Source organism: Streptomyces sp. NPDC029674 (assembly GCF_044903205.1).
In the GTDB taxonomy this organism is placed as follows: domain Bacteria; phylum Actinomycetota; class Actinomycetes; order Streptomycetales; family Streptomycetaceae; genus Streptomyces.
In genome coordinates this window covers 112,894-135,076 of the sequence record NZ_JBJDPY010000008.1, presented here as the reverse complement: position 1 = coordinate 135,076, position 22,183 = coordinate 112,894, and the positions used below count along the sequence as shown (strand labels likewise).

Sequence of the window (22,183 nt, the reverse complement as noted above, 5' to 3'; positions counted from 1 at the left end):
CTTCGGACAGCATGGCCGCGTCAGTACGGACAGGGGGCTCGGAGTGGCGGAGCAGCACAGCGGTGTCGACACGAGGGTGCGGGAGGCGATCGCCCACGTCTGCGGGCGCCTGGAGCGCATCCGCGCGGACCTGGAGACGTACGCGACCGGGGGCGCCGCCCCGTTGGAGCGCCTCCTCGCCGACCTGCGCGCCGGAGAGGACCCCGCCCCCGCGCTGGACGCCCTGCACGAGGCGCTGCTCGCGGCGGGCGACGCCGTGGGGGTGCACGGCGGCGCCGCCCGGGGCCTGACCCCGCTCGGGGCCGACCCCGCCCTGCCCGACGAGCGGGTGCTGCTCTGCCCGACGCGCCAGTGCTCCCGGATCGCCTGGCCCGACGGCTCCGACGCGCCGCGCTGCCGCGTCAGCGGCCGGCCCCTGCGCGGGGAACGGCTGTAGCGCGGTGAACGGATTCCTCGGCGCGCTGGGGCAGAAGCTCGCCGAGCGCTGGCTCACGCTGCTGGTGCTGCCGGGGGCGCTCCTGCTCGCCACGGCCACCGTCGCCGCTTCCCTCGGCCACGCCCATGCCCTGGACCACGGGCTCCTCGTCGACCGGATCGGCCGGTGGGCCCGGTCCCCCGTCGCCTCCGAGGCGGGCGGGCAGGTCGTGCTGCTCGGCGCGGTTCTCGCCGCGGCAGGGGCGGCGGGCCTTGCCGCCCAAGGGCTGGGTTCGGTGCTCCGGCGCGCCGTCCTGGCCGCCGGGTGGCGGGGCTGGCCGCGTCCGTTCCGGCAGTGGGCGTACGGACGTGTCGTACGCCGCCGGGCCCGCTGGGAGGACGCCGCGCTGCGCTACCGGCGGCAACTGGACGCCGACGCCCGGTTCCTGGCGCTGCGGGGCGAGCGGGCCGACCCCGCGCCGCGTCATGCCGCGTACCAGGCCGTGCGGCGCGTCGGCGCGGAGGAACCGGACCGGCCGACATGGAGCGGCGATCGTGTCCACGCCGTCGCCGTCCGCCTGGAGCGCGACCACCACCTGGACCTGCCGGTGCTCTGGCCGCACCTGTGGCTCATGCTGCCCGAGACCACCCGCGCGGAGATCACCGCCGCCGAGCAGGCGCTCACACGTGCGGCCACGCTGGGCGGCTGGGGGGTGTTGTACGCGCCGCTGGCGGTGTGGTGGTGGCCCGCGGCGCCGGTCGCGGGCGTGCTCGCGCTGACCGCGAGGTCCCGGCTCCGCGGCGCGGTCGAGGCCTACGCCCAGTTGCTGGAGGCCGCCGTCCGGCTGCACGCCGTCGAGCTGGCCGGTCAGCTGGGCATCGAGCACGGCGGCCCGCTGGACCAGGCCCTGGGGGACGCGCTCAGCCGACAGCTGCGGAGCTCCGATCCAGCACCCGCGACGCGCCCACCGGCAGGTCCCACAGGTCCTCGCGAGGCCGCCCCGTCCTCTCCCACGCCGCGCGCACCCGGGTGAGCGGTTCGAGGACCGGCTCGGCGGAGAGCAGGAACGTGCCCCAGTGCATGGGGGCCATGCGGCGCGCCCCGAGGTCGGCCGCCGCGCGCACCGCCTCCTCCGGGTCGCAGTGCACGTCGCGCAGCCACCACCGCGGTTCGTACGCGCCGATCGGCAGGAGGGCGAGGTCGATGCCGGGGTGGCGGGCGCCGATCCGCTCGAACCAGTGGCCGTACCCGGTGTCGCCCGCGAAGTAGACCCGCTGCCCCCGGCCGTCCGTGAGCACCCAGCCGCCCCACAGTGTGCGGCAGGTGTCGTGGAGGCTCCGCTTGGACCAGTGGTGGGCGGGCACGAAGTCGAAGCGCACTCCCCCGAGGCCGGCGCCCTCCCACCAGTCCAGCTCGGTGACGTTCGTGAAGCGTCGGCGCGTGAACCAGCGGCCGAGGCCCGCGGGCACGAAGACGGGCGTGTCCCTGGGGAGCCTCTTCAGGGTGGGCGCGTCCAGGTGGTCGTAGTGGTTGTGGCTGATGACGACCGCGTCGATGCGTGGCAGGGCGCTCCAGGAGACGCCGACGGGTGTGACGCGGGCCGGGGTGCCGAGGATCTTGCGGGACCAGACGGGGTCGGTGAGGACGGTCAGGCCGCCGATGCGGACGACCCAGCTGGCGTGTCCGGCCCAGGTGACGGCGACGGTGCGGGCGTCGACGTCCGGCAGCGGGCCGGGTTCGAAAGGCAGCCGCGGGATGTCGGCGAGCCCTTCGGGTCGCGGGCGCAGGGCGCTCTCACGGGCGAACCGGGCGAGTCCGCGCAGTCCTGGCAGCGGGGCGGTGAGCCGGTCGGCGAACGACTTCGGCCATACGCGGGGTCCGCCGGGCGGGCGCGGCGGGGCGAGGATGCCGGACGTCCGGCCCGCGTCGGGCGCCGGTTGCGTGTCGAGCGCCATGCGCGTGCGCGTGTCGGGCGCCCGCGCCGCGTCGGACGCCTGGCCGGCACCAGACGCCTGGCCAGTGCCGGACGCTCGGCCGATGCCGGACACCGGGGCGGAGGTCGGCGAGAAGCCGGTGTCGGGCGTCCGGTCGGCGGCAGGGGCCAGGGCCGCGTCGGGGGCTCGGGCGGCGCCGGGCGCTCGGCCGCAGGCCGGCGGGAAGCCGGTGCCGGACACCAGGCCGGTGCCGGACACCCGGGCGGAGGTCGGCGAGAAGCCGGTGTCGGGCGTCCGGCCGGCGGCAGGGGCCAAGGCCGCGTCGGGGGTTCGGGCGGAGTCCGGGTGGAGGCGGGAACCGCCGTGGTCCTGCTGTGCCTGCTGGGTCATCGAGGCGGCTCCATTCGCCGGGCTGCTGTGCGGAGGTCCTCGAAGGCCGCTTCGAAGGTGCTCAACGCCCTTTGCACGTGCGGCAGTTCCAGGGGGTCGGGTGCGGTGAGCGCTGCCAGGCGTTGCGTCTGGTCGGAGCCGAGGAGCGGCCCTGTGGACAGCCGTACGCGCAGGGCGTCGATGTCGTCGCCGAAGCGGTGGCCGCCCGGCGCGGGCATGTCGAGCCGTTCGGTGAGGAAGTCCTCGAGCTCCTGCGCGTCACCGACGCCCCGCGCGGCGAGCGCGGGGCGCAGGGGGCCGAGGTCGACGTAGAGGTGGCGGCCCGCCTGCGGGGGTCTGGCGAGGGCGCCGGCGGCGACCACGGCGTGCTGTGCGGCGGCGGCCACGCGTGCGTGCAGCCGTACGGTGGCGGTGAGCCGCTCGGTGATCTCGTCCGGTTCGCCCAGTGCGTACGAGGCGGCGGCCGCTGCCGGGGCGGCGAGGGTCGCGCCGAGGGCGGTGAGGACGTCGAGGGTGCGGGCGCGCAGGTCGGCGCCGGCCGGGGTGGCGGGGAAGCGGGCGACGGCCGCGGGCAGCGCCGGGGGGAGGAACGCGCCGGCGAGGTCGCTGAGGACGGTCACCCGTTCGTGGTCCATTTCGGCGGGCCCGACCAGGACGGTGTCGTGGGGTCGGTGCAGGGTGTCGCGCCAGGTCTCGTCGCTGACGATGTGCAGGCCTTCGCCGGCGGCCGCCTCCAGGGTCTCGTGGAGCACTTCCGGGGGCGGCACGGTGGCGGTCGGGTCGTCGGCGACGGAGAGCACGAGGAGGCGGGGCGTGCCGCCCTCGGCGCGGACCCGGCGGACGGTCTCCAGGAGGGCGTACGGGTCGGGGACGCCGCCGCACTCGGCGGGTGTCGGCACGTGGTAGACGCCGCGGCCGAGCAGCCGCGCCTGGGGCGCCCACCAGGCGGGGCAGGGGCGGGGCAGCAGGACGTCGCCGCCGAGGGCCGCGGTGAGGGCGAGCAGGAGGGGCGGGGCGCCGGGCGCGGCGACGGTCCGGTCGCGCTCGACGGGCAGGCCGCGCCGGGTCCAGTAGCCGCACGCCGCGTCGAGGAGGGCGGGGCCCCCGCCCGCGGGCTCGCACGGGGAGCGGCCCGCTGCCGCCGCGGCGGCCGCCGCCAGCTCGGGCAGCACGGGAAGGCCGGGCTCCGGGGGGTGCGGCCCGTACCGGACGGGTCCGCGGCCTTCCGTGTCCGTGCACCGCATTCGTACCTCCGTGCACTCGCGTACCTCTGTCCTGGTCATGCCCTGTCGCGGGGCCGTGTACCCAGGAGGTGCCGGGTCATCGCCGTACGAGATCTCCGAGCCGTACGAGTCCTGCGAGCCGTGCGGGGCCTCCGAGCCGTACGTGTCCATCACAACGCGGCGCCCTCCCGCGCGCCCGTCCCGGCCTCCGCCCGGGTGAGCGACCGCCAGAAGACACGCGGAAAGACACGCGGAAGGCCCGGACCGGTCGCTGCCGACCGGTCCGGGCCCCTGTCACCGCTCTCAGCGGGCCAGCGAGACCAGCTCTCGTTCCAGGCCGCGGCCCTTCGTCTCGACCAGCGCGGCCGCGACGTCCGCGAGCTTCCTGTTGGTGGTCTGGGAGATCCGCCGCAGCACCCCGAACGCGTCGTCCGCGTCGCAGCCGAGGACGTGCATGACGATCCCGGACGCCTGGTCCACGACGGGCCGCGTCCGCATGGCCGTGCCCAGCTGGTCCAGTTCGGTCAGCGCGGCACGGTAGTGCCGGTCGCGCACGAAACTCGTGGTGGCGAGGTCACCGAGCGCCTGGGCGGGCCCGTGCCCGGGGTCGTCGAGCGCTCCGGGGCGGAAGCTGAACAGGCTCAGGGTGACCGTGAGGCCCGCGCGCCGGAAGGGCAGCGTGACGCTGGAGCGTACGCCGGAGTCGAGGGCCAGCGCGCGGTACTCGGGCCATCGCTCGTCCCGCAGCAGATCGTCCGCGCCGACCGGCGCGCCCTGCTCCTCGGCGGCGGGGATGGGCCCCTCGCCCGAGTGCAGCTGCACCGAGACGAGCCCGGCGAGGTCGGGGTGGGTGACCGCGGTGGGGTGCTCGTCGCCGCCGTCGGAGACCGTCGTGCTCGCCCCGCAGCAGGCGGGGGTGCACCGGACGGCCTGTTCGGCGAGTTCGGAGAGCCTGCGGCCGGGTAGGGACGACTCAGGTCGAAGCAGGTCCGGGTCGGGCATGGGCGCCATGACGTGTTCCTCCTCTGTCCTTCGGCTTCCCGCCAAGGCCCCCGGGAAACTGCCGCAGCGGATAGGTTCGACGCATGTCTCAAATGGAGGAGTTCGGTGAAGAGCTCGCGGATTTTGTGCGCCGCATAGCGGAATTGAAGTCCGCGCGTTCCGTGCCGGCGGGTGACCTCAGCACCGTGCTCGACGCGGCGATCTTCGAACTCGACCATGTGGCGGACCGGTTGTGGCCCACGTACCGGCGGTTCGCCGTGAACGGCCGGTGGGACGACGCCGCGTCGGACCGGGACGAGCAGCGGCTGCTGCGGGCGCTGTTCCAGCGGCTGCCGCTGCCGGTGGCGCTGGTCGACCGGGAGACCGTGGTCCGGCGGATGAACTTCGCGGCGACGGGTCTGACCGGGGTCCGCGCGGGATACGCGACGGGCCGGCCGCTGACCGGCTTCCTGGTGCACGCGGACCGGGTCGCCTTCCGCTCGCAGACCGCGGCGGTCGCCCGTGGCGAGGGCGACCGCAGCCTCAACGTGCACCTCCAGCAGAGCCCCGGCACACCGGTCCGCGCGACCCTGACGGCGCTGCGCCCGGGCGCCGAGCCGCGCACCGCGGTCCTCGTCGTGCTGCAGCCCGCGGCCGACCGCGTGCAGAGGGGGCCGAGCGTGCCGGGCCCCGCCCCCGACCTCGGCGAGGCGACGCGGCACGCGGCGCAGCTCGACCTGCTGGACGCCATGACGTCGACGCTGCTCACGGCGCCCGCCGGGGACCGCGCGGGTGTCCTTGAGCGGGCGGCCGCGGTCCTGCACGGGCGGTTCGCGGACTGGGTGATCGCCGACGAGGGCGCCGCGCGGCTGCGGCGCACCACGGTCCTGGGGCCGCCGGACGCCCCGGTCGCCGACGTGCTGACGCAGGACCCCGCCGCGTGCCCCCTCGTCGTGGAGGCGGCACGCGGCGGGGCGGCGTCGCTTCAGGTGCGCCCGGAGGACCCGGACGCCTTCGGGCGGGACGCGTCCGGCGCGCACGTGCTGATCCGCGCCGAGGTCACGTCCCTGCTGTGCGTGCCGCTGACCGCCCGCCCGCACGGCCCGGTGGAGGGCGTGCTCACGCTCTTCCGGAGCGGTGCGCGGCTCGCGTTCTCGATGGCCGAGGCGCGGGTGGTCGACGTGATGGCCCGGCACACGGCGCTCGCCATGCGGCGCGGCGCCGACGACCGGTGCGCCGACCGGTGAGGCGTCAGGCGGCGTCCCGCATGACCTGGTCGCGCAGCCGGTCGCAGCAGCGGCTGATCAGCCGCGAGACGTGCATCTGCGAGATGCCCATCTCGTCCGCGATGCGGCTCTGCGTCATGTCTCCGAAGAACCGCATGTAGAGGATCTCCCGTTCGCGCTCGGGCAGTTGCGCGATGCGCGGTTTGACGGCCTCGCGGTCGACGACGGTGTCGAGGGCGGGGTCGGGTCCGCCGAGGGCGTCGCTCAGCGAGTAGCCGTCCTCGCTGCCGGGGAGTTCGGCGTCGAGGGAGAGCGCGGTGAAGCTGTCGAGCGCCTCCAGGCCGGCCTTGACGTCCTCTTCGCTCATCTGCGCGTGCTCGGCGATCTCGGCGACGGTGGGGACGCGCCCGGAGATCTGGGAGAGGTCCTGGCGGGCGAACCGTACGCGGTTGCGCAGGTCCTGGACGCGGCGCGGCACGTGCAGGGTCCACATGTGGTCGCGGAAGTGCCGCTTGATCTCACCGGTGACGGTGGGGACGGCGTAGCTCTCGAAGGCGGTGCCGCGCCGCGGGTCGTAGCGGTCGACGGCTTTCACCAGGCCGAGTGCGGCGACCTGCCGCAGGTCGTCGAGGGCCTCGCCGCGGTTGCGGAACCGGCCGGCGAGCCGCTGGGCCATGGGCAGCCAGGCCCGGACGAGCTCCTGGCGCAGGGCGTCCCGTTCGGGACCGGGTTCCATCTCGACGAGGCGGGCGAAGCCCTCCGCCGTGTCGGGGGCGTCGTCGTGCGGGTGCCGCTTCGTCTTCGCGGATGTCGCGGTTCCGGTGTGGGATCGCATGGTTGTGGTACTGGTGCTGGCGTGGGATCGCATGGTGCGTCGCAACTCCCTCGTGGGTGCCTTGGGTGGACGGTCACCGTGGGAGTGAGTGCGGGTCGGATCAGCACGGGGCACACCCGGGGGCGATCGACGCGGTCGCTCCCACGGACGTGCCTCCGGTCCGAAGCACTCTCTTCCGCCTGCCCCCGGCCTCCGGCAGCAAACACCCCGAGGTTTCCCGCCGGTTCGGCCGGACACCCGGACGTGACCGCCGATTCCCGACCCGTCCGGAGGAATCCCCATGAGCGTCACGGTCGCCGACCACATTCTGGAGAGGCTGCGTGCCTGGGGCGTCGAGCAGGTCTTCGGCTATCCGGGTGACGGCATCAACGGCCTGCTCGCCGCGTGGGGCAGGGCCGAGGACCAGCCGCGCTTCGTGCAGTCGCGGCACGAGGAGATGTCCGCGTTCCAGGCCGTCGGGTACGCCAAGTTCGGCAGGCGGCTCGGCGTGTGCGTGGCGACGTCGGGCCCCGGGGCGGTCCACCTCCTCAACGGGCTCTACGACGCGAAGCTCGACCACGTGCCGGTCCTCGCCATTGTCGGACAGACGGACCGCAGCGCGATGGGCGGCTCGTACCAGCAGGAGGTCGACCTGCACACGCTGTTCAAGGACGTGGCGGGTGACTTCGTCGAGACGGTGACGGTGCCCGAGCAGCTGCCCAACGTCCTCGACCGGGCGATCCGCACCGCGTACGCGCGGCGCTGCCCGACGGCCGTGATCGTCCCCGGTGACGTGCAGGAGCTGGAGTACTCCCCTCCCCCGCACGCGTTCAAGATGGTGCCCTCCAGTCTGGACCGCAGCAGCTGGACGGCGATGCCCTCGCCGACCGCCCTGGCGCGCGCGGCGGAGGTCCTCAACGCCGGTGACAAGGCGGCGATCCTGATCGGCCAGGGCGCGGCGGGGGCGCGCGCCGAGGTCGAGGAGATCGCGGAGCTGCTCGGCGCGGGCGTGGCGAAGGCGCTGCTCGGCAAGGACGCGCTGAGCGACGAACTCCCGTACGTCACCGGCGCGATCGGCCTGCTCGGCACGCGCCCCAGCTACGAGCTGATGCGGGACTGCGACACGCTCCTGACGATCGGGTCCAGCTTCCCGTACTCCCAGTTCCTGCCGGAGTTCGGCTCGGCGCGGGGCGTGCAGATCGACATCGATCCGCACATGGTCGGGATGCGCTATCCGTACGAGGTGAACCTCGTCGGCGACGCGCGGGCGACGCTGCGCGAGCTGATCCCACTCATCGACAAGGACCGCCGCGCGGTGTGCCGCGAGTGGCACGACGAGATCCGTGCGAACGTCACGCGCTGGAAGGGTGTGCTGGAGCGCAGGGCGGCGCTCTCCGCCGATCCCGTCAATCCGGAGTACGTGGCGCGCGCCCTCGACCCGCTGCTGCCCGACAACGCGATCATCACCGCGGACTCCGGTTCCGTGGCGAACTGGTACGCGCGCCACCTCACGATCCGCGGCGACATGCGGGCCTCGCTGTCGGGCACGCTCGCCACGATGGGGTGCGGGGTGCCGTACGCGATCGGGGCGAAGTTCGCGCACCCCGACCGGCCGGTGGTGGCCCTGGTGGGCGACGGCGCGATGCAGATGAACGGCATGGCCGAGCTGGTCACCGCCGCCAAGTACCGGCACCGCTGGGACGATCCGCGGCTGGTCGTCGGCGTGTGGAACAACCAGGACCTGAATCAGGTGACGTGGGAGATGCGGGCGATGGAGGGCGCCCCGTCCTTCCTGCCTTCGCAGTCCCTGCCGGATGTGCCGTACGCCGAGTTCGCCCGCTCCATCGGCCTGACCGGCATCCGGGTGGAGCGCCCCGAGGACGTCGAGGACGCCTGGCGCGCCGGGCTCTCGGCGAACGGCCCCGCGGTCATCGAGTTCCGCACCGACCCCGCGGTGCCGCCCGTCCCGCCGCACGCGACGTGGGAGCAGCTGGAGGCCACGGTGACGTCGGTCCTGAAGGGCGACGCGGACCGGGGTTCGATGGTCAGGCAGGGTCTGAAGGCGAAGGCGCAGGAATTCCTGCCGGGGCGGCGGTAGAGGGCCTGCGCCGGAGAGGCCGTACGCAACAGTGCCGCCCGGCCGTTTCGACGGGTCCGGGCGGCACCGTGCTGCCGCTTCACGCGGTGCGGCGCCCTACGACGTCGTCCGGGTTCTCAGCGGGCGGCAGCAGCATTTCCTCGTACCGGCCGAGTGCCAGGACCACGCCCAGCATCACCAGCGGGATGAATACAGCGAGTACCGCCATGACCCCTGCCCTCCCAGTTAGGCGTGGGGGGTTCGGGTGCCGGGTCTCCCCGGCCCGGCACCGCAAACCCCCGGAAGGGGCATAGCCGCTGGGCTGAGGGGTACTGCGGCGGGGGCGCACGACGTACGTACGAAGGACATCTGCAGGACATATGCAGGAAGGGCCCAGCCATGGCTGATTACGTGAGGGACGTCATGACGCCGGGCGTCGTGGCCGTCCGCCCCGACGCTTCTCTCGTGGAGGCGGCGCAGCTGATGCGCGCCCAGGACACGGGGGACGTCCTGGTCGCCGTGGACGGTCAGGTTCTCGGTGTGCTCACCGACCGGGACATCGCGCTGCGCGCCGTGGCGGACGGCGCCGATCCGCTGACGGTCAGCGCGCAGGCCGTCTGCACGCCCAACCCGGTGGTGGTGGGCCCCGACGACGCCGTGTCGGCCGCGGTCGGTCTGATGCGCGACCACGCGGTCCGGCGGCTGCCCGTCGTCGAGGACGGGCACCCGGTGGGGATGGTGAGCCTCGGCGACCTCGTACCGAGCCATCACGGCGAATCGGTGTAAAAATCCCGAACACCGGCAAAAAGGGTAGAGGTAAAGAGCATCGGATGAAGAAAGGATCATTCCGTCATGCCGCAGCGCATCGCATTCCTCGTGGCCCCCGAGGGCGTCGAGCAGATCGAACTCACCGACCCGTGGCAGGCCGTCAAGGACGCCGGGGACGAGCCCGTCCTGGTGTCCACCCAGTCCGGCGAGGTGCAGGGCTTCAACCACCTCGACAAGGCGGACACGTTCCCCGTCCAGGAGGTCGTGGGCGACGCCCGGGCCGACTCCTTCGCCGGACTCGTGCTGCCCGGCGGCGTCGCCAACCCGGACTTCCTGCGGATGGACGAGAAGGCCGTCTCGTTCGTGAAGGACTTCTTCGACCAGGGCCTGCCGGTGGCGGCCATCTGCCACGCCCCGTGGACGCTCGTCGAGGCGGACGTGGTGCGGGGCCGGACGCTGACCTCCTGGCCGAGCCTCAAGACCGACATCCGCAACGCGGGCGGCACCTGGGTCGACGAGCAGGTCAAGGTCTGCGAGGGCGGCCCCAACACGCTCGTCACCAGCCGCAAGCCGGACGACCTCAAGGCGTTCTGCGAGGCGTTCCTCGCGGAGTTCGCCAAGGGAGCCAAGGGAAAGTAGCTTTCAGGTGGCGCAGGTCGCGGTGGCCAGTTGCAGCGACACCGGGTCACCGTGACCGCCGCCGGTGTACGCGTCCCCGGTGTGCACGTGTTCCCCGGCCCACCAGTCGGCGTCACCGTCCTCGATGTAGCGCAGCAGGATCCCCTCCCGCAGCGCCCACGGGCAGACGGTGATGGTCTCGATCCCGGTCAGCTTCATCGCCGTGTGGGCGACCACCGCGCCCGCCACGCACTGCCCGGCGCGCGCCGCCGAGATGCCCGGCAGCTGCGCGCGCCGGTCGGCGGGCAGCGCGGCCAGTTCCCGTACCGCCGCGCCCAGCTCCGCGCGGCCCAACTGCCGCTCCACGAACGGCCCGTAGCGGCCGGGAGCCGCTCCGCACAACCGGGCGAGCTGCTGGAACGTACGTGACGTGGCGACGGCCGTGTGCGGCATCTCCCAGCGGATCCGGGCGGCGACGTCCCGCAGTTGATGGCGCACCTGGCGCCGTACCGCCTTGACGTCCTCCTCGCGGGGCGGGTCCTGTCCTGCGAAGATCTCCCGCGTCAGCCGTCTGGCGCCCAGCGGCAGCGAGGCCGCGTAGTCGGGCAGGCGGCTGCGCCCGAAGGCCACCTCCAGGGAGCCGCCGCCGATGTCGAAGAGGACCAGCGGCCCCGCGCGCCAGCCCATCCACCGCCGGGCGGCGAGGAACGTCAGCTCCGCCTCCGCCTCCCCGGACAGCGTGCGCAGCCGTACCCCGGTCCCCGCCGCCACCGCCTCGAGCACCTCGGCCCTGTTCGGGGCGTCGCGCACGACCGACGTGACGAAGGCGAACGGCTCGGCCACCCCCCACCGCTGTGCCTCTTCCTGGACGTCCCGCACCGCGGCGACCAGTTTCCGGACCGGCTCCTCGCCGATCCGACCCTCGTGGTCCAGGAGTTCACCCAGCCGCAGCCGTCTCTTCACCGTGTGGACCGGCAACGGCACCTGCCCGTCGGCGTCCGCCACGACGAGACGCACCGTGTTCGATCCCACATCCACCACACCGACTCTCATGAACATCAGGTTCCCTCTGGTGGGAGAGGGTCACACCTTGCGGCCCATGAGGTTCAACAGCTTCGTCTGCGTGTCGGCGTCCGGCGACGGCTGAACGGCGGGGGCGAAGAGTCCGCTCTCCCCCAACTCGTCCGCGTACGGCGCGACTTCACGCACCGCGAAGTCGACGAGGTCGCCGGGCAGCTTCTCCTCGGCGCCGATCGCGCGGGACAGGTCCCAGGCGTGCACGACGAGGTCGACGGTCATCTGGCCGCAGTAGAACGTCGCGGAGGCGTCCCCGGAGGAGAGGTGGACGAGGCGGTCCAGGGCGCCCGGCTCGCGGAAGGCCTCACGGGACGCCGCGGCCGCCGTGTCCCACGACGCGATCCGGTCGGGACCCAGCATGTCCCCTTCGAAGAGGTCGCCGACGGACTCCATGGTGGCGCCGTCGCGGACCAGCGGCGGCACCCACAGCTGTTCGGCCGTGAGGTGGTTCACCAGGTCGTGCACGGTCCAGTCGGTGCAGGGGGTGGGGTCGTCCCACTGGTCGGCGCGGACGGCGTGCACCCGGTCGGTGAAGAGATCGAGTGCCGCGCCGTGCCGGTCCAGCGTCTCCGCCTTGTTCACGGGGTCGTCGTCCCCGGGGGTGTCCGTCATGAGCCTGTGGTTCCCCTCTCCCGCGCGCCTTCGCGGGTCCGTCCGCCCGCCACCGACCTCTGGGGGTGACGGCGCAGATACTCGCCCTCCAGTTGGGCCATGCGTTCGTTGTGGGCCCGCAGGGCATCGCTCGAGCCGTGCAGCAGGGTGGTGTGACGGGTGCGGTGGATCGTCTCCAGCTCCTTGATGAGCTGCTGGTCGTCCAGCCGGCCCGGGTCGACTCCGTTCATGGATCGCTCCGATCGCTGTGGTCGTATCGCTCCCTGTCTCCCGGGTACCCGCTGGGCCCGTACTACCCAGGATGCACCGCACACGGTCCGCGCGCGCACCGCACGGCGTGACCGGTGCGGCCGGGGCCGTGGGCAGGGGCCCGGGAAATGTCCTGAAACAGCGGTTCCCGCGGGGGAGGCAGTGGGCTCTGTTCCGGCGTCCATCCGGTCGGCAGAGCTTCACCGACCGGAAGGACCGCCCGTGCCCCACTCCGTTCCGCGCCGCCGCCTCTTACCGCTCCTCGCGCTCGGCGCGACGGCCGTGCTGCTCCCCGGCCTCACCGCGCTCCCCGCCTCGGCCGCACCCCGGCCGGACGCCGGGAGCCGCCCGCCGGCCCGTTTCACGCACCAGACCCCGGACTGGCAGCGGTGCGGCTCCGACACGCCCGCCCGATTCCGGTGCGCCACCATCAAGGTGCCCCTCGACTACCGCGACCCCGACGGCACCACCATCGACCTCGCGATATCCCGGATCAGAGCGGGCGACGCCGACAAGCGCCGCGGAGTCCTGCTCTCCAACCCCGGCGGTCCCGGCGGCCCCGGGCTCGACCTGCCGCTCGCCCTGTCCAAGGACATGCCCCGGTCCGTGACGGACCGCTACGACCTCATCGGGTTCGACCCCCGGGGCATCGGCCGCAGCACGCCCGTGAACTGCGGGCTCACCGAGGCGGAGCGGCAGTGGCCGCGTCCCTACCTGCCGTTCGGCGAGAACGTCAGGTGGGCGAAGACCGTGGCGGACAAGTGCCGCGGCCGGGCGGGCGACAAGCTGCGGCACATGACGACCCGCAACACGGCACGCGACATGGACGTCCTGCGGGCCGTCCTCGGCGAGAAGAAGATCTCGTACTTCGGCGTCTCGTACGGGACCGCCCTCGGGGCCGTCTACACGCAGCTGTTCCCGCGCCGCGTGGACCGGTTCGTCCTCGACAGCGCCGTCGACCCGAAGCTCATGTGGCGGAAGATGGTGCAGGTCTGGGCGCCGGAGGCCGAGCCCGCGTTCGCGCGCTGGACGCGGTGGACCGCCGGGCACTCGGCGACGTACCGCCTGGGGAAGACCCCGGCCGAGGTCGCCTCGACCTTCTGGCGCCTGGTCGAGCGGGCCGACCGCGACCCGATCGTCGTGGGCACCGAGAAGCTCACCGGCACCGACATCCGCGCCTTCCTGCGGAGAGAGTTCTTCACCGTCCGCAGCGCCGCCGAACTCGTCGCCCTCCTCAGGGACGCCGCCGCGGGCAAGCCGGTCCCCGGGTTCCCGTCCGAGCCGGAGACCCCGGACAACCTGGTGTCGGCGCTCTGGACCGTCATGTGCGGCGACGCCCCGTCACCGCGCGACCCGGAGACGTACCGCCGCGACTCGGTCCGTGACGCGGCCCGCTACCCGCTCTTCGGGGACTTCGCGTCCAACATCACTCCGTGCGCCTTCTGGGACCGGCCGGTGGAGCCCGTGACCGAGGTGGACAACAAGGTCGGCACCTTGATCCTGCAGAACGAGTGGGACTCGCAGACCCCGCTGTCGACCGCGCTCGGCATGCACCGCGCGCTCAAGGGCTCCCGGCTCGTCACCGTCGACGAGGGCGAGGGGCACGGCGTCGCGTACGGGATGGCGGCAGGGCCCGTCAACCGGTGCGCGCAGGACACCGCCACCGTCTACCTGGTCACCGGCAGGCTGCCGGCCAAGGACGTGACGTGCCGGGCGGCACCGGGCACCGGCCGCACGCAGCAGGCGTCGCCGGCCTTCGGCTGAGGTCAGGCGGCCCGGCGCGGCGGGTCTACCGCACCCGGTCGACCCGCCGCTCGTCCCACACCGGCTCCGGCGTCTCACGGACTCTGCCGTCGCTGCCGAAGACGAGGTAGCGGTCGAAGGAGCGGGCGAACCAGCGGTCGTGGGTGACGGCGAGGACCGTGCCCTGGAAGGCTTCCAGGCCTTCTTGCAGCGCCTCGGCGGACTCCAGGTCGAGGTTGTCCGTGGGCTCGTCGAGGAGCAGCGCCGTGCAGCCCTCCAGTTCGAGCAGCAGGATCTGGAAGCGGGCCTGCTGGCCGCCGGAGAGCCGCTCGAACTTCTGCTCCGCCTGGCCCGTCAGCTCGTACCGCCGCAGCCGGGACATCGCGGCGCCGCGGTCCTGCGCGTGCTCGCGCCACAGGATGTCCAGGAGCGTGCGGCCCATCAGCTCGGGGTGGGCGTGGGTCTGCGCGAAGTGTCCCGGCACGACGCGCGCGCCGAGCTTCCAGGCTCCGGTGTGCGCGACCGGGTTGTCGGTGTCGCCCGCGAGGAGGCGCAGGAAGTGCGACTTGCCCGAGCCGTTCGAGCCGAGGACCGCGACGCGCTCGCCGTAGAAGACCTCCAGGTCGAAGGGTTTCATCAGACCGGTGAGCTCGAGGTTCTCGCAGGTCACGGCCCGGACGCCGGTGCGGCCGCCGTGCAGCCGCATGGTGATGTCCTGCTCGCGCGGCGGCTCGGGCGGCGGGCCCGCCTCCTCGAACTTGCGGAGCCTGGTCTGCGCCGCGTGGTAGCGCGACGCCATCTCGTGGCTGACCTCGGCGGCCTGGCGCAGGGTGCGCACCAGCTTCTTCAGCTGCTCGTGCTTCTCGTCCCAGCGGCGGCGCATCTCCTCGAAGCGCGCGAAACGTTCCTTGCGGGCCTCGTGGAACGTCTCGAAGCCGCCGCCGTGCACCCACGCGTCGGCGCCCCCGGGGCTCTGCTCGACGCTGACGATCTTCTCGGCGGCGCGGGCGAGCAGCTCCCGGTCGTGGGAGACGAACAGGACGGTCTTGCGGGTCTCCTTGAGCCGCTCCTCCAGCCAGCGCTTGCCCGGTACGTCGAGGTAGTTGTCCGGCTCGTCGAGGAGCAGCACCTCGTCGGTGCCGCGCAGCAGGGCCTCAAGGACGAGGCGCTTCTGCTCGCCGCCGGAGAGCGTGCGGACCTCGCGGAACTGCGCCTTGTCGTAGGGGACGCCGAGGGCGGCCGTGGTGCAGATGTCCCACAGCGTCTCCGCCTCGTACCCCTGCACCTCCGCCCAGTCGGAGAGCGCCTGCGCGTACGCCATCTGGGCGGCCTCGTCGTCGACCGTCATGATCGCGTGCTCGGCGGCGTCGACGGCCTTCGCGGCCTGCCGGATCCTGGGCTGGGAGACGGAGACGAGCAGGTCACGGACGGTGGTCTCGTCGCGCACGGAACCCACGAACTGCGGCATCACGCCGAGCCCGCCGCTCACGGTGACGCTGCCGCCGTGCGGCTGGAGCTCGCCGGAGATCAGCCGGAGCAGGGTGGTCTTGCCCGCGCCGTTCGCCCCGACCAGGGCGACGACGGCGCCCTCGCCGACCCGGAAGGAGACATCACCGAGCAGCGCCCGCCCGTCCGGCAAGTAGTACTCGAGGTGCGCGGCTTCCAGATGTCCCATGAGCGGGATTGTCCGTGGCCGAAGGGTGCCCGGGCAAACCGTTTCCCTCCGGGCGCCCGCCCGGCGCCGCGTGGACGGCCCGGCCCGGCGCCTGAACGGCGGCGCGAAGGGTACGCGGAACGGCATGTGCGCTGACTCCCCGGACGTCTCCGGCATCGACCTGTCCCGCCCGGCCACCGGGCACCATCCGTTCAAGGCCCGCATGGTCGCCCTCGACAGCCGTCTGTTCGAGGCGGTCGCCGCACGGCACTGGCCCGGCGCCGACCGGGTGCTGCCCCGGCTCAGCCGGAGCGCCAACCACGGCGTGCTGTGGTTCGCGACGGCTGCGGGGATAGCGGCGACGCGCACCCCGCGGGCCCGGCGCGCCGCCGTGCGCGGCGTGGCCTCGCTGGCCCTGGCCTCCGCGACGATCAACACGCTGGGCAAGCGCTCGGTGCGCAGGCCGCGGCCGCTGCTCGACCCGGTGCCGCTGATCCGGCGGCTCAAGCGGCAGCCGATCACCACGTCGTTCCCGTCCGGCCACTCGGCGTCCGCGGTGGCGTTCGCCACGGGTGTGGCGCTGGAGTCGCGGGCCTGGGGTGCGGCCGTCGCGCCGCTCGCGGTGGCCGTCGCGGTCTCGCGCGTGTACACCGGGGCGCACTTTCCGAGCGATGTCCTGGTGGGCGGGGCGCTGGGCGCGGGGGCCGCGTTCGCGGTGCGCGGTCTGGTGCCGACCCGGGCGCAGCTGGCGCCGCCAGGACGCCCCCGCGTGACGGCACCGGCGCTGCCGGGCGGCGCGGGCCTGGTCCTGGTGGCCAACGCGGGCGCGGGCACCCCGCAGCGGGTGAAGGTGCTGCGCGACGCGCTGCCGGAGGCGGAGGTCGTCGTCGCCCAGCCCGCCGACGTCGGCGCCGAGTTGGAGAAGGCCGCGGCCCGCGCGCAGGTCCTCGGTGTCTGCGGCGGTGACGGCACCGTCAACGCGGCGGCGCGCGTCGCCCTGCACCACGGCCTGCCGCTCGCGGTGCTGCCCGGCGGCACGCTCAACCACTTCGCGTACGACCTCGGGGTCGAGGACGCCCGTGATCTGGCCTGCGCGCTGGAGGCGGGCGACGCGGTCGCCGTCGACGTCGGCCGGTTCCGGTCGGAGGACGAGGAGGCCGGGGAGCGTGTGGAGGGGTACTTCCTCAACACGCTCAGCCTCGGCGTGTATCCGGAGCTGGTGCGGCAGCGCGAGCACTGGACGCACCGCATCGGCGGCAAACCGGCCTCGGTGCTCGCGGCGCTGAAGATGCTGCGCTCCGACGAGCGGCCGTTGACCGCTCACGTCGGGGGCAGGGAGCGGGCGTTGTGGATGCTCTTCGCGGGCAACTGCACCTACCACCGGTCGGGCTTCACCCCGGGCCGCAGGCTCGACCTGGCGGACGGACTGCTCGATGTGCGCGTCGTGCACGGCGGCCGCAGGCCGGGTGCCCGGCTCCTCGCCGCGGCGCTGACGGGCCCCGACGTGCGCTCCCCCGCGCAGGCGGCCGCGCGGCTGCCCCGCCTTCGGGTGGACGGACTCGAGGCGGGCACGGTCGTGGCGTACGACGGTGAAGTCACCCGGGTGCGGGGCTCCTTGACGGTCGACAAGCTGCCCGAGGCGCTGACGGTCTACCGCCCACTGCCGGCCATCCGCTGATCCCCGCAGAGGGACACCTGACCACATACTGATACGCAGGTCTCACCATTCGGCACGGCGGCGTACGGTGCCTCGTACATGCACCTGCTCCTACACGCATCCAAGGAGTCCGCCATGCCGGAGGAGACCGCCGTCTACACGCACGGGCACCACGAGTCCGTGCTGCGCTCGCACACCTGGCGTACCGCCGCCAACTCGGCCGCGTACCTGGTCGGTTCGCTCAAGCCCCACATGACGGTCCTGGACATCGGCTGCGGCCCCGGAACCATCACCGCCGACCTCGCCGAGCTGGTCCCCGACGGCCACGTCACCGGCGTGGACCGCGCCCCGGACATCCTCGACAAGGCGCGCGCAACGGCGGCCGAACGCGACCTGCGCAACGTCGAGTTCGCCGTCGCCGACGTGCACGACCTCGACTACCCCGACGACACGTTCTGCGTCGTCCACGCCCATCAGGTGCTCCAGCACGTGGGCGATCCGGTGCGGGCGCTGCGCGAGATGCGGCGCGTCTGCAAGCCGGGCGGCACCGTCGCGGTCCGCGACGCGGACTACTCCGCGATGACCTGGTACCCGGAGCTGCCCGCCATGGACGACTGGCTGGACCTGTACCTGCGGGTGGCCCGCGCCAACGGCGGCGAGCCCGACGCGGGGCGCCGCCTCAAGTCCTGGGCCCTGGCCGCCGGCTTCGCGGAGCCGGACATCACCGCCTCCGCGGCCACCTGGTGCTACAGCTCCGAGGCCGAGCGGGCCTGGTGGAGCGGGCTGTGGGCGGACCGCACGCTCGCCTCCACGTACGCCGAGCGGGCGGTGGCGGGCGGCCACGCGGACGCGGCGGGGCTGAGCGCCGTGTCGGCGGCCTGGCGGGAGTGGGGCGGCCGGCAGGACGCGTGGTTCGCGGTGCTGCACGGGGAGGTTCTCTGCCGGAAGTGAGCTCCGCCCGGAGCTCATCACTCCCTGGGCAGCAGGGGGCCCAGCGGCCCGAGGTCCAGGTTCAGGTCCTCGGGCCGCAGCCCGTACCGGTCGCGGAGTTCGGCCATCCGGTCCTCCAGGAGCATCAGCGTGAGGCCGATCCGCTCCTCCTGGTCCTCGGTCAGCTCACCGGTGTCGAAGCGCCGCACCGCCTGTCGCTCCATCAGCTGACGGAGGAGTTCGACGACGGTCAGGACCAGTTTCACCAGGTCCCGCTCCACGGTGTCGGGGTCGAGGTCCATGCGCTTGCGGCGTTCGTCGCGGCGCTCCGGTTCCATGGTTCACTCCCTGTCCGGCCACGGCGACGGCACTTGTTCGTTCACCGAGCTGATCAACGCGTTCAGGTCGATGCGTACGAGATCGACGTCCGCGATGCGCAGGGTGATGTCGCCCTTGATGACGACACCGCCCGCGAGCAGCCGGTCGAGCAGGTCGACGAGGGCGATTTCGCGGCGCTCGACGACGGTCATGCGGAACGGTCCTCGTCGTCGCCGGTGCGTTCGTGGCCGTTGGACTCGTCACCGGTGAAGGAGTACGCCGCCCACGGCCCCGTCAGCTCCACCCGCAGACCGCTCGTCCCCTCCTCCTGGTCCTTCGTGCGGTCCACGAGCTCGACGAACTCCTCGGAGTCGGCGCGGTTCACCAGGTAGGCCGCGTTGAGCACATTGCGGCCCGGCGTCCGGGACAGCTCCGAGTTCTGCGGCGCGTGCAGCCGGGAGTCGTCGGCGTGCCCCGAGAGCGTCTCGTGCAGGCCCCGGGCGAAGGTCTCGGCCCGCTGCCAGCCCTCCTCCTGCGCCGTGCGCTGACTGCGCCGCCGGCGCAGGTAGTCGCGCCCGCTGCCCGGCCCGCTCTGCCGGGGCGTCGTGGCGGCGGACGCCCGCGACGCGGCGGCGGGCTCCTCGCTCTGCGGCTGCAGATAGACCTTGACGCCCCACTCGACGCGTCCGTCGATCCGTTCGAGGACCCGGTGGAACCGCTCCGCCCCGTCCTCCAGCATGGCGCGCACGCCGCTGTCGTCGCGGAAGACGGTCGCGAGGCGCAGCGGCAGCGGACAGGTGACGGAGGTGAGCGCGTCGATCACCCGCTGGTGGGCGCGGGCCGTGTCGGAGAGCCAGTCCAGGTCTTCGAGGTGGGCGCGCAGGGCCTGCTCCGAGAAGTCCCGTTCCGGCACGGGCCCGACCAGGGCGACCAGGCCCTGGTGTTCGAGGCGGCGGGGCGGAACGCCGCCGACCCCGGTGAGGTCGGCGGCGAGCGGTGCGCCGAAGGGGCGGCAGACCGCGTAGACGTAGCGCAGGCTGTCGTGGCGCGGGTCGTCGTGGCGCGGGCCGCCGCCGTGCGGTTCATCGTTCACGGCGTTCATGTGTCTCCTTCTCGGCCGGCTCCAGTGACATCCGCTCCTCCAGTTCCGCCAGGCGCTGCCGCAACTCGGCGTTCTCCCGCGAGAGTTCGGTGCGGCGCGCCCCCTGGGAGAGGGCGGGGTCGCCCTCCCACCAGTCGATGCCCATTTCCTTCGCCTTGTCGACGGAGGCGACGATGAGGCGGAGCTTGATGGTGAGCAGTTCGATGTCGAGCAGGTTGATCTTGATGTCGCCGGCGATGACGATGCCCTTGTCCAGGACGCGTTCGAGGATGTCGGCGAGGTTGGCCCCGCCGCCTCCGCCGCCGTAGGGGCCGGGCAGTCCGCCGCCAGAGGGGGTCGTCATCGAGTGGCCCGTCCGCCGCCGGCCGACTCGGCGTACTCGCGCTGCTTCTCGTCGTCGGCGTCGGCCTCGTCCTCGGCCTCTTCGTCGTACTCGTCCTCGGGCTCGTCCTCCGGCTCGTCCTCCTCGTCGAGCTCGTGCTCGCCCTGGAGCTCCTCGTCCTCCGCCTCTTCGGGCTCGTCCTCGTACTCCTCCGCCGGTTCGTCCTCGTGCTCTGCCTCTTCCTCGTCGTACTCGGACTCCGGCTCGTCCTGAGCCTCGTGCTCGTCCTGAGATTCGTCCTCCTCCTCGGCCACGGCGTCCTCGTGGCTGCGGACGACCTCGCCGTCGCGGATCTCGCCGCGCCAGCCGTCGCTCGCCTCGCCGCGCAGCGAGATGTGCCGGGCGAAGTGCTTGAGGTCCAGGCGGGCCCTGCGGCCCTGGGCGCGCCAGATGTTGCCGGTCTTCTCGAAGAGGCCCTTCGGGTAGTACTCGATGATCAGCAGCACCCGGGTGAGGTTCTCGGCGAGCGCGTGGAAGGTGACGACGCCCTTCGTCGTTCCCTTGCCGCCCTCGGACGTCCAGGTGATGCGCTGGTCCGGCACCTGCTCGGTGGTGTGCGCCTTCCAGCTGCGGTTGGACCAGAAGACCTTGAGCTTCCAGTCGGAGTCCGTGTCGTTCGCCACGGTGGCGCCCTTGACGCCCTTGGCGAACGTGGAGAACTCCTGGTACTGGGTCCACTGGTCGTACGCCTCACGGAGCGGCACGCCGATGTCGACGTACTCCAGGATGACCGTCGGCTTCTGGCCCGCGCCACCCTTCTTGCGCTTGCCGCCGAGGTTCTGGACGGCCCCCTTCACGGAGTCCTTGAGGTGGCTGCCGCCGAGTTCCAGCGCGCTGCGCACCGGGCCCTTGCCCTCGGCGACCTTCTTGCCCGCCTGGCCCGCCAGCTTGCCGAAGCCGGGGCTCTTGCCCTCCGCTATGTCGTTCAGCTTGACGGTGGCGTCACCGAGCCGGTGGCCCACGCCGACGAGCATGCGCTCGACCTGCGCCATGAGGTAGGCCTGCGCCTCGTCCTTCAGGCGGTCGGCGGCCGGGCTGCGCGTGATGTTGCTCAGGGGTGACTCAGCCATGGTCGCTGCCTCCCTTCGCCCGGCCGCCGCCGCTGCGGGCCGACGACGCCGACGACGCGGCCCTGCGTGCGGTGCCGCGCGCCGCCGCGGTCGACTTCTTCTGGGCGGTCTTGCGGGTGTTGTCCTGCGGGCTCTTCTTGGCCGGGGTCTTCTTCGCGGCCGACTTCGCCGACTTCGGGGCGGACTTGCCGTCCGGCTTCTCGTCCGACTTCGCGTCCGGCTTCCGGGCGGTCCGCTTCGACGGCGCCTTCTTGCGCCGGCCGGACCGCTCGGACTCCTCGTCCTCGTCCCGGGCCTCGCTCCGGTCTGTGTCCCGGTCCTCGGCGTCCTCGTCCTGGTCCCTGCCCTCGTCGGCGTCGTCCGCCTGGCCCGGCACCACGCCGGAGATGCGGTCCTGGACGCCGAGGGTGCGGTCGTGCAGACGGTCGGCGAGACCTTCGAGCTGCCGGTTGAGGAGCGAGCCGGTGGCCGCCTTGCCCACGCCCCGCACGTCCTGGCGCAGCTGGTCGCCGATCTCCTTGAACTGCGGGTTGTTCTGCAGCTGCTGGTTCACGAACGCGCCCAGCGCCTTGGGGCTCAGATTGAGCCGCTTGCCGGCCACCATCGTGCCGACGGCGAACGCGAACTTCGCCTTCTTCGTGCGACCGAGGACGTATCCCGCGCCCACGGCGAGGCCCACTGCCATTCGGTTCATTCTCAGAAGTCCTGTCCTGTGCTGTGCTGCAGTCGGTCGAGGAGCTCGTCCTCGCACCGTTCGAACTCGGCCTCGTCGATCTCTCCCGCCTCCAGGAGTTCCTCGAGGCGGGAGAGTTCCCGACGGATCGCCGAGGGGTCGTAGTACTGCCGCTCCGCCTCGTCGACCACCTGCCTGAGCACCCAGAGGGAGCCGCGGGCGGGGGCCAGGGGCAGCAGGAGCAGTTCACCGATCAGGCCCATGCCGTCA

General features: G+C 73.2%; 25 protein-coding genes. 9 read left to right on the top strand and 16 right to left on the bottom strand.

Annotation, left to right across the window (positions count from 1 at the left end; all coding sequences use genetic code 11):
• Nucleotides 1-43 precede the first annotated feature (43 nt).
• Together ACI2L3_RS20680 and ACI2L3_RS20675 are read left to right on the top strand one after the other, a co-directional pair.
• Complete coding sequence (locus ACI2L3_RS20680) at nt 44-436, top strand: hypothetical protein (RefSeq protein ID WP_404753813.1); 393 nt, start codon at nt 44-46, stop codon at nt 434-436.
• Nucleotides 437-440: 4 nt separating this feature from the next.
• Nucleotides 441-1,448 (top strand): hypothetical protein, encoded by a 1,008-nt coding sequence (locus ACI2L3_RS20675; protein ID WP_404753812.1) that lies wholly within the window; start codon nt 441-443, stop codon nt 1,446-1,448.
• On the opposite strand, the gene ACI2L3_RS20670 is transcribed toward ACI2L3_RS20675, so the two are convergent.
• The 3 genes from ACI2L3_RS20670 to ACI2L3_RS20660 all read right to left on the bottom strand — a co-directional run bounded on the left by ACI2L3_RS20670 (nt 1,336) and on the right by ACI2L3_RS20660 (nt 4,964).
• Complete coding sequence (locus ACI2L3_RS20670; RefSeq protein ID WP_404754033.1) at nt 1,336-2,370, bottom strand: MBL fold metallo-hydrolase; 1,035 nt, start codon at nt 2,368-2,370, stop codon at nt 1,336-1,338. The two genes, ACI2L3_RS20675 and ACI2L3_RS20670, sit on opposite strands and share 113 nt — an antisense overlap.
• Before the next feature lie 365 nt (nt 2,371-2,735).
• Nucleotides 2,736-3,983, bottom strand: a complete 1,248-nt coding sequence (locus ACI2L3_RS20665) for an aminotransferase class I/II-fold pyridoxal phosphate-dependent enzyme (RefSeq protein WP_404753811.1) — start codon at nt 3,981-3,983, stop codon at nt 2,736-2,738.
• A 282-nt stretch (nt 3,984-4,265) separates the two neighbouring features.
• Entirely contained in the window at nt 4,266-4,964 is a 699-nt protein-coding gene (locus ACI2L3_RS20660) for an ANTAR domain-containing response regulator (RefSeq protein WP_404754032.1), read from the bottom strand.
• Nucleotides 4,965-5,047: 83 nt separating this feature from the next.
• Here ACI2L3_RS20660 and ACI2L3_RS20655 point away from each other — a divergent pair, with 83 nt between their 5' ends.
• Complete coding sequence (locus tag ACI2L3_RS20655; protein WP_404753810.1) at nt 5,048-6,190, top strand: PAS domain-containing protein; 1,143 nt, start codon at nt 5,048-5,050, stop codon at nt 6,188-6,190.
• A gap of 4 nt (nt 6,191-6,194) precedes the next feature.
• On the opposite strand, the gene ACI2L3_RS20650 is transcribed toward ACI2L3_RS20655, so the two are convergent.
• The gene (locus ACI2L3_RS20650) at nt 6,195-7,004 is read right to left on the bottom strand and encodes an RNA polymerase sigma factor SigF (RefSeq protein ID WP_404753809.1); all 810 of its coding nucleotides are present in this window, start codon (nt 7,002-7,004) and stop codon (nt 6,195-6,197) included.
• A 280-nt stretch (nt 7,005-7,284) separates the two neighbouring features.
• Between ACI2L3_RS20650 and ACI2L3_RS20645 the strand changes: the two genes are divergently transcribed.
• Nucleotides 7,285-9,081: a thiamine pyrophosphate-requiring protein gene (locus tag ACI2L3_RS20645; RefSeq protein WP_404753808.1), complete on the top strand. Its 1,797-nt coding sequence runs from the start codon at nt 7,285-7,287 to the stop codon at nt 9,079-9,081.
• Nucleotides 9,082-9,160: 79 nt separating this feature from the next.
• Here the strand turns inward: ACI2L3_RS20645 and ACI2L3_RS20640 are convergent, their stop codons facing one another.
• The gene (locus tag ACI2L3_RS20640; RefSeq protein WP_404753807.1) at nt 9,161-9,289 is read right to left on the bottom strand and encodes a hypothetical protein; all 129 of its coding nucleotides are present in this window, start codon (nt 9,287-9,289) and stop codon (nt 9,161-9,163) included.
• Between the two features lie 170 nt (nt 9,290-9,459).
• On the opposite strand from ACI2L3_RS20640, the gene ACI2L3_RS20635 reads away from it, so the two are divergent.
• Together ACI2L3_RS20635 and ACI2L3_RS20630 are read left to right on the top strand one after the other, a co-directional pair.
• Nucleotides 9,460-9,846 carry a CBS domain-containing protein gene (locus tag ACI2L3_RS20635; RefSeq protein ID WP_404753806.1) on the top strand — a complete coding sequence of 129 codons (387 nt, stop codon included), beginning with the start codon at nt 9,460-9,462 and terminating at the stop codon, nt 9,844-9,846.
• Between the two features lie 66 nt (nt 9,847-9,912).
• Nucleotides 9,913-10,467 carry a type 1 glutamine amidotransferase domain-containing protein gene (locus ACI2L3_RS20630; RefSeq protein WP_404753805.1) on the top strand — a complete coding sequence of 185 codons (555 nt, stop codon included), beginning with the start codon at nt 9,913-9,915 and terminating at the stop codon, nt 10,465-10,467.
• Between the two features lie 3 nt (nt 10,468-10,470).
• Here ACI2L3_RS20630 and ACI2L3_RS20625 read toward each other — a convergent pair whose 3' ends face one another.
• Genes ACI2L3_RS20625 through ACI2L3_RS20615 form a run of 3 tightly spaced genes read right to left on the bottom strand, consistent with a single transcriptional unit; the run spans nt 10,471 to nt 12,365 of the window.
• Nucleotides 10,471-11,499, bottom strand: a complete 1,029-nt coding sequence (locus ACI2L3_RS20625) for a Ppx/GppA family phosphatase (RefSeq protein ID WP_404753804.1) — start codon at nt 11,497-11,499, stop codon at nt 10,471-10,473.
• Between the two features lie 30 nt (nt 11,500-11,529).
• A complete protein-coding gene (locus tag ACI2L3_RS20620) occupies nt 11,530-12,135 on the bottom strand; it encodes a TIGR03086 family metal-binding protein (protein ID WP_404753803.1) in 606 nt (201 codons plus the stop codon).
• On the bottom strand, nt 12,132-12,365 hold the full coding sequence (locus ACI2L3_RS20615) for a DUF6158 family protein (RefSeq protein ID WP_404753802.1): 234 nt from the start codon (nt 12,363-12,365) through the stop codon (nt 12,132-12,134). The genes ACI2L3_RS20620 and ACI2L3_RS20615 overlap by 4 nt, the downstream gene beginning before the upstream one ends.
• Before the next feature lie 241 nt (nt 12,366-12,606).
• Between ACI2L3_RS20615 and ACI2L3_RS20610 the strand changes: the two genes are divergently transcribed.
• A complete protein-coding gene (locus tag ACI2L3_RS20610) occupies nt 12,607-14,148 on the top strand; it encodes an alpha/beta hydrolase (protein ID WP_404753801.1) in 1,542 nt (513 codons plus the stop codon).
• A 25-nt stretch (nt 14,149-14,173) separates the two neighbouring features.
• Here ACI2L3_RS20610 and ACI2L3_RS20605 read toward each other — a convergent pair whose 3' ends face one another.
• Complete coding sequence (locus tag ACI2L3_RS20605; protein WP_404753800.1) at nt 14,174-15,802, bottom strand: ABC-F family ATP-binding cassette domain-containing protein; 1,629 nt, start codon at nt 15,800-15,802, stop codon at nt 14,174-14,176.
• 124 nt (nt 15,803-15,926) lie between these two features.
• Here ACI2L3_RS20605 and ACI2L3_RS20600 point away from each other — a divergent pair, with 124 nt between their 5' ends.
• A complete protein-coding gene (locus ACI2L3_RS20600) occupies nt 15,927-17,459 on the top strand; it encodes a bifunctional phosphatase PAP2/diacylglycerol kinase family protein (RefSeq protein WP_404753799.1) in 1,533 nt (510 codons plus the stop codon).
• Nucleotides 17,460-17,573: 114 nt separating this feature from the next.
• Complete coding sequence (locus tag ACI2L3_RS20595) at nt 17,574-18,389, top strand: class I SAM-dependent methyltransferase (protein WP_404753798.1); 816 nt, start codon at nt 17,574-17,576, stop codon at nt 18,387-18,389.
• 17 nt (nt 18,390-18,406) lie between these two features.
• On the opposite strand, the gene ACI2L3_RS20590 is transcribed toward ACI2L3_RS20595, so the two are convergent.
• Genes ACI2L3_RS20590 through ACI2L3_RS20560 form a run of 7 tightly spaced genes read right to left on the bottom strand, consistent with a single transcriptional unit; the run spans nt 18,407 to nt 22,176 of the window.
• Nucleotides 18,407-18,706: a gas vesicle protein K gene (locus ACI2L3_RS20590; protein ID WP_362992972.1), complete on the bottom strand. Its 300-nt coding sequence runs from the start codon at nt 18,704-18,706 to the stop codon at nt 18,407-18,409.
• Nucleotides 18,707-18,709: 3 nt separating this feature from the next.
• Nucleotides 18,710-18,898 carry a gas vesicle protein gene (locus tag ACI2L3_RS20585; RefSeq protein ID WP_362992974.1) on the bottom strand — a complete coding sequence of 63 codons (189 nt, stop codon included), beginning with the start codon at nt 18,896-18,898 and terminating at the stop codon, nt 18,710-18,712.
• Nucleotides 18,895-19,788 (bottom strand): GvpL/GvpF family gas vesicle protein, encoded by an 894-nt coding sequence (locus ACI2L3_RS20580; protein ID WP_404753797.1) that lies wholly within the window; start codon nt 19,786-19,788, stop codon nt 18,895-18,897. The genes ACI2L3_RS20585 and ACI2L3_RS20580 overlap by 4 nt, the downstream gene beginning before the upstream one ends.
• Nucleotides 19,769-20,131 carry a gas vesicle protein gene (locus ACI2L3_RS20575; RefSeq protein ID WP_404753796.1) on the bottom strand — a complete coding sequence of 121 codons (363 nt, stop codon included), beginning with the start codon at nt 20,129-20,131 and terminating at the stop codon, nt 19,769-19,771. The genes ACI2L3_RS20580 and ACI2L3_RS20575 overlap by 20 nt, the downstream gene beginning before the upstream one ends.
• Nucleotides 20,128-21,240 carry an SRPBCC family protein gene (locus tag ACI2L3_RS20570; RefSeq protein ID WP_404753795.1) on the bottom strand — a complete coding sequence of 371 codons (1,113 nt, stop codon included), beginning with the start codon at nt 21,238-21,240 and terminating at the stop codon, nt 20,128-20,130. The genes ACI2L3_RS20575 and ACI2L3_RS20570 overlap by 4 nt, the downstream gene beginning before the upstream one ends.
• A complete protein-coding gene (locus tag ACI2L3_RS20565; protein WP_404753794.1) occupies nt 21,233-21,934 on the bottom strand; it encodes a DNA primase in 702 nt (233 codons plus the stop codon). The genes ACI2L3_RS20570 and ACI2L3_RS20565 overlap by 8 nt, the downstream gene beginning before the upstream one ends.
• 2 nt (nt 21,935-21,936) lie before the next feature.
• Complete coding sequence (locus ACI2L3_RS20560) at nt 21,937-22,176, bottom strand: gas vesicle protein GvpG (protein WP_365361392.1); 240 nt, start codon at nt 22,174-22,176, stop codon at nt 21,937-21,939.
• Between the last annotated feature and the right edge of the window lie 7 nt (nt 22,177-22,183).

Coding starts and splice junctions, on each gene's coding strand:
- ACI2L3_RS20595 (WP_404753798.1), top strand. CDS start 17,574: ATGCCGGAGGAGACCGCCGTCTACACGCACGGGCACCACGAGTCCGTG.
- ACI2L3_RS20630 (WP_404753805.1), top strand. CDS start 9,913: ATGCCGCAGCGCATCGCATTCCTCGTGGCCCCCGAGGGCGTCGAGCAG.
- ACI2L3_RS20560 (WP_365361392.1), bottom strand. CDS start 22,176: ATGGGCCTGATCGGTGAACTGCTCCTGCTGCCCCTGGCCCCCGCCCGC.
- ACI2L3_RS20660 (WP_404754032.1), bottom strand. CDS start 4,964: ATGCCCGACCCGGACCTGCTTCGACCTGAGTCGTCCCTACCCGGCCGC.
- ACI2L3_RS20645 (WP_404753808.1), top strand. CDS start 7,285: ATGAGCGTCACGGTCGCCGACCACATTCTGGAGAGGCTGCGTGCCTGG.
- ACI2L3_RS20585 (WP_362992974.1), bottom strand. CDS start 18,898: ATGACCGTCGTCGAGCGCCGCGAAATCGCCCTCGTCGACCTGCTCGAC.
- ACI2L3_RS20570 (WP_404753795.1), bottom strand. CDS start 21,240: ATGGCTGAGTCACCCCTGAGCAACATCACGCGCAGCCCGGCCGCCGAC.
- ACI2L3_RS20620 (WP_404753803.1), bottom strand. CDS start 12,135: ATGACGGACACCCCCGGGGACGACGACCCCGTGAACAAGGCGGAGACG.
- ACI2L3_RS20575 (WP_404753796.1), bottom strand. CDS start 20,131: ATGACGACCCCCTCTGGCGGCGGACTGCCCGGCCCCTACGGCGGCGGA.
- ACI2L3_RS20635 (WP_404753806.1), top strand. CDS start 9,460: ATGGCTGATTACGTGAGGGACGTCATGACGCCGGGCGTCGTGGCCGTC.
- ACI2L3_RS20565 (WP_404753794.1), bottom strand. CDS start 21,934: ATGAACCGAATGGCAGTGGGCCTCGCCGTGGGCGCGGGATACGTCCTC.
- ACI2L3_RS20605 (WP_404753800.1), bottom strand. CDS start 15,802: ATGGGACATCTGGAAGCCGCGCACCTCGAGTACTACTTGCCGGACGGG.
- ACI2L3_RS20670 (WP_404754033.1), bottom strand. CDS start 2,370: ATGGCGCTCGACACGCAACCGGCGCCCGACGCGGGCCGGACGTCCGGC.
- ACI2L3_RS20665 (WP_404753811.1), bottom strand. CDS start 3,983: ATGCGGTGCACGGACACGGAAGGCCGCGGACCCGTCCGGTACGGGCCG.
- ACI2L3_RS20580 (WP_404753797.1), bottom strand. CDS start 19,788: ATGAACGCCGTGAACGATGAACCGCACGGCGGCGGCCCGCGCCACGAC.
- ACI2L3_RS20640 (WP_404753807.1), bottom strand. CDS start 9,289: ATGGCGGTACTCGCTGTATTCATCCCGCTGGTGATGCTGGGCGTGGTC.
- ACI2L3_RS20600 (WP_404753799.1), top strand. CDS start 15,927: ATGTGCGCTGACTCCCCGGACGTCTCCGGCATCGACCTGTCCCGCCCG.
- ACI2L3_RS20590 (WP_362992972.1), bottom strand. CDS start 18,706: ATGGAACCGGAGCGCCGCGACGAACGCCGCAAGCGCATGGACCTCGAC.
- ACI2L3_RS20615 (WP_404753802.1), bottom strand. CDS start 12,365: ATGAACGGAGTCGACCCGGGCCGGCTGGACGACCAGCAGCTCATCAAG.
- ACI2L3_RS20655 (WP_404753810.1), top strand. CDS start 5,048: ATGTCTCAAATGGAGGAGTTCGGTGAAGAGCTCGCGGATTTTGTGCGC.
- ACI2L3_RS20650 (WP_404753809.1), bottom strand. CDS start 7,004: ATGCGATCCCACACCGGAACCGCGACATCCGCGAAGACGAAGCGGCAC.
- ACI2L3_RS20625 (WP_404753804.1), bottom strand. CDS start 11,499: ATGAGAGTCGGTGTGGTGGATGTGGGATCGAACACGGTGCGTCTCGTC.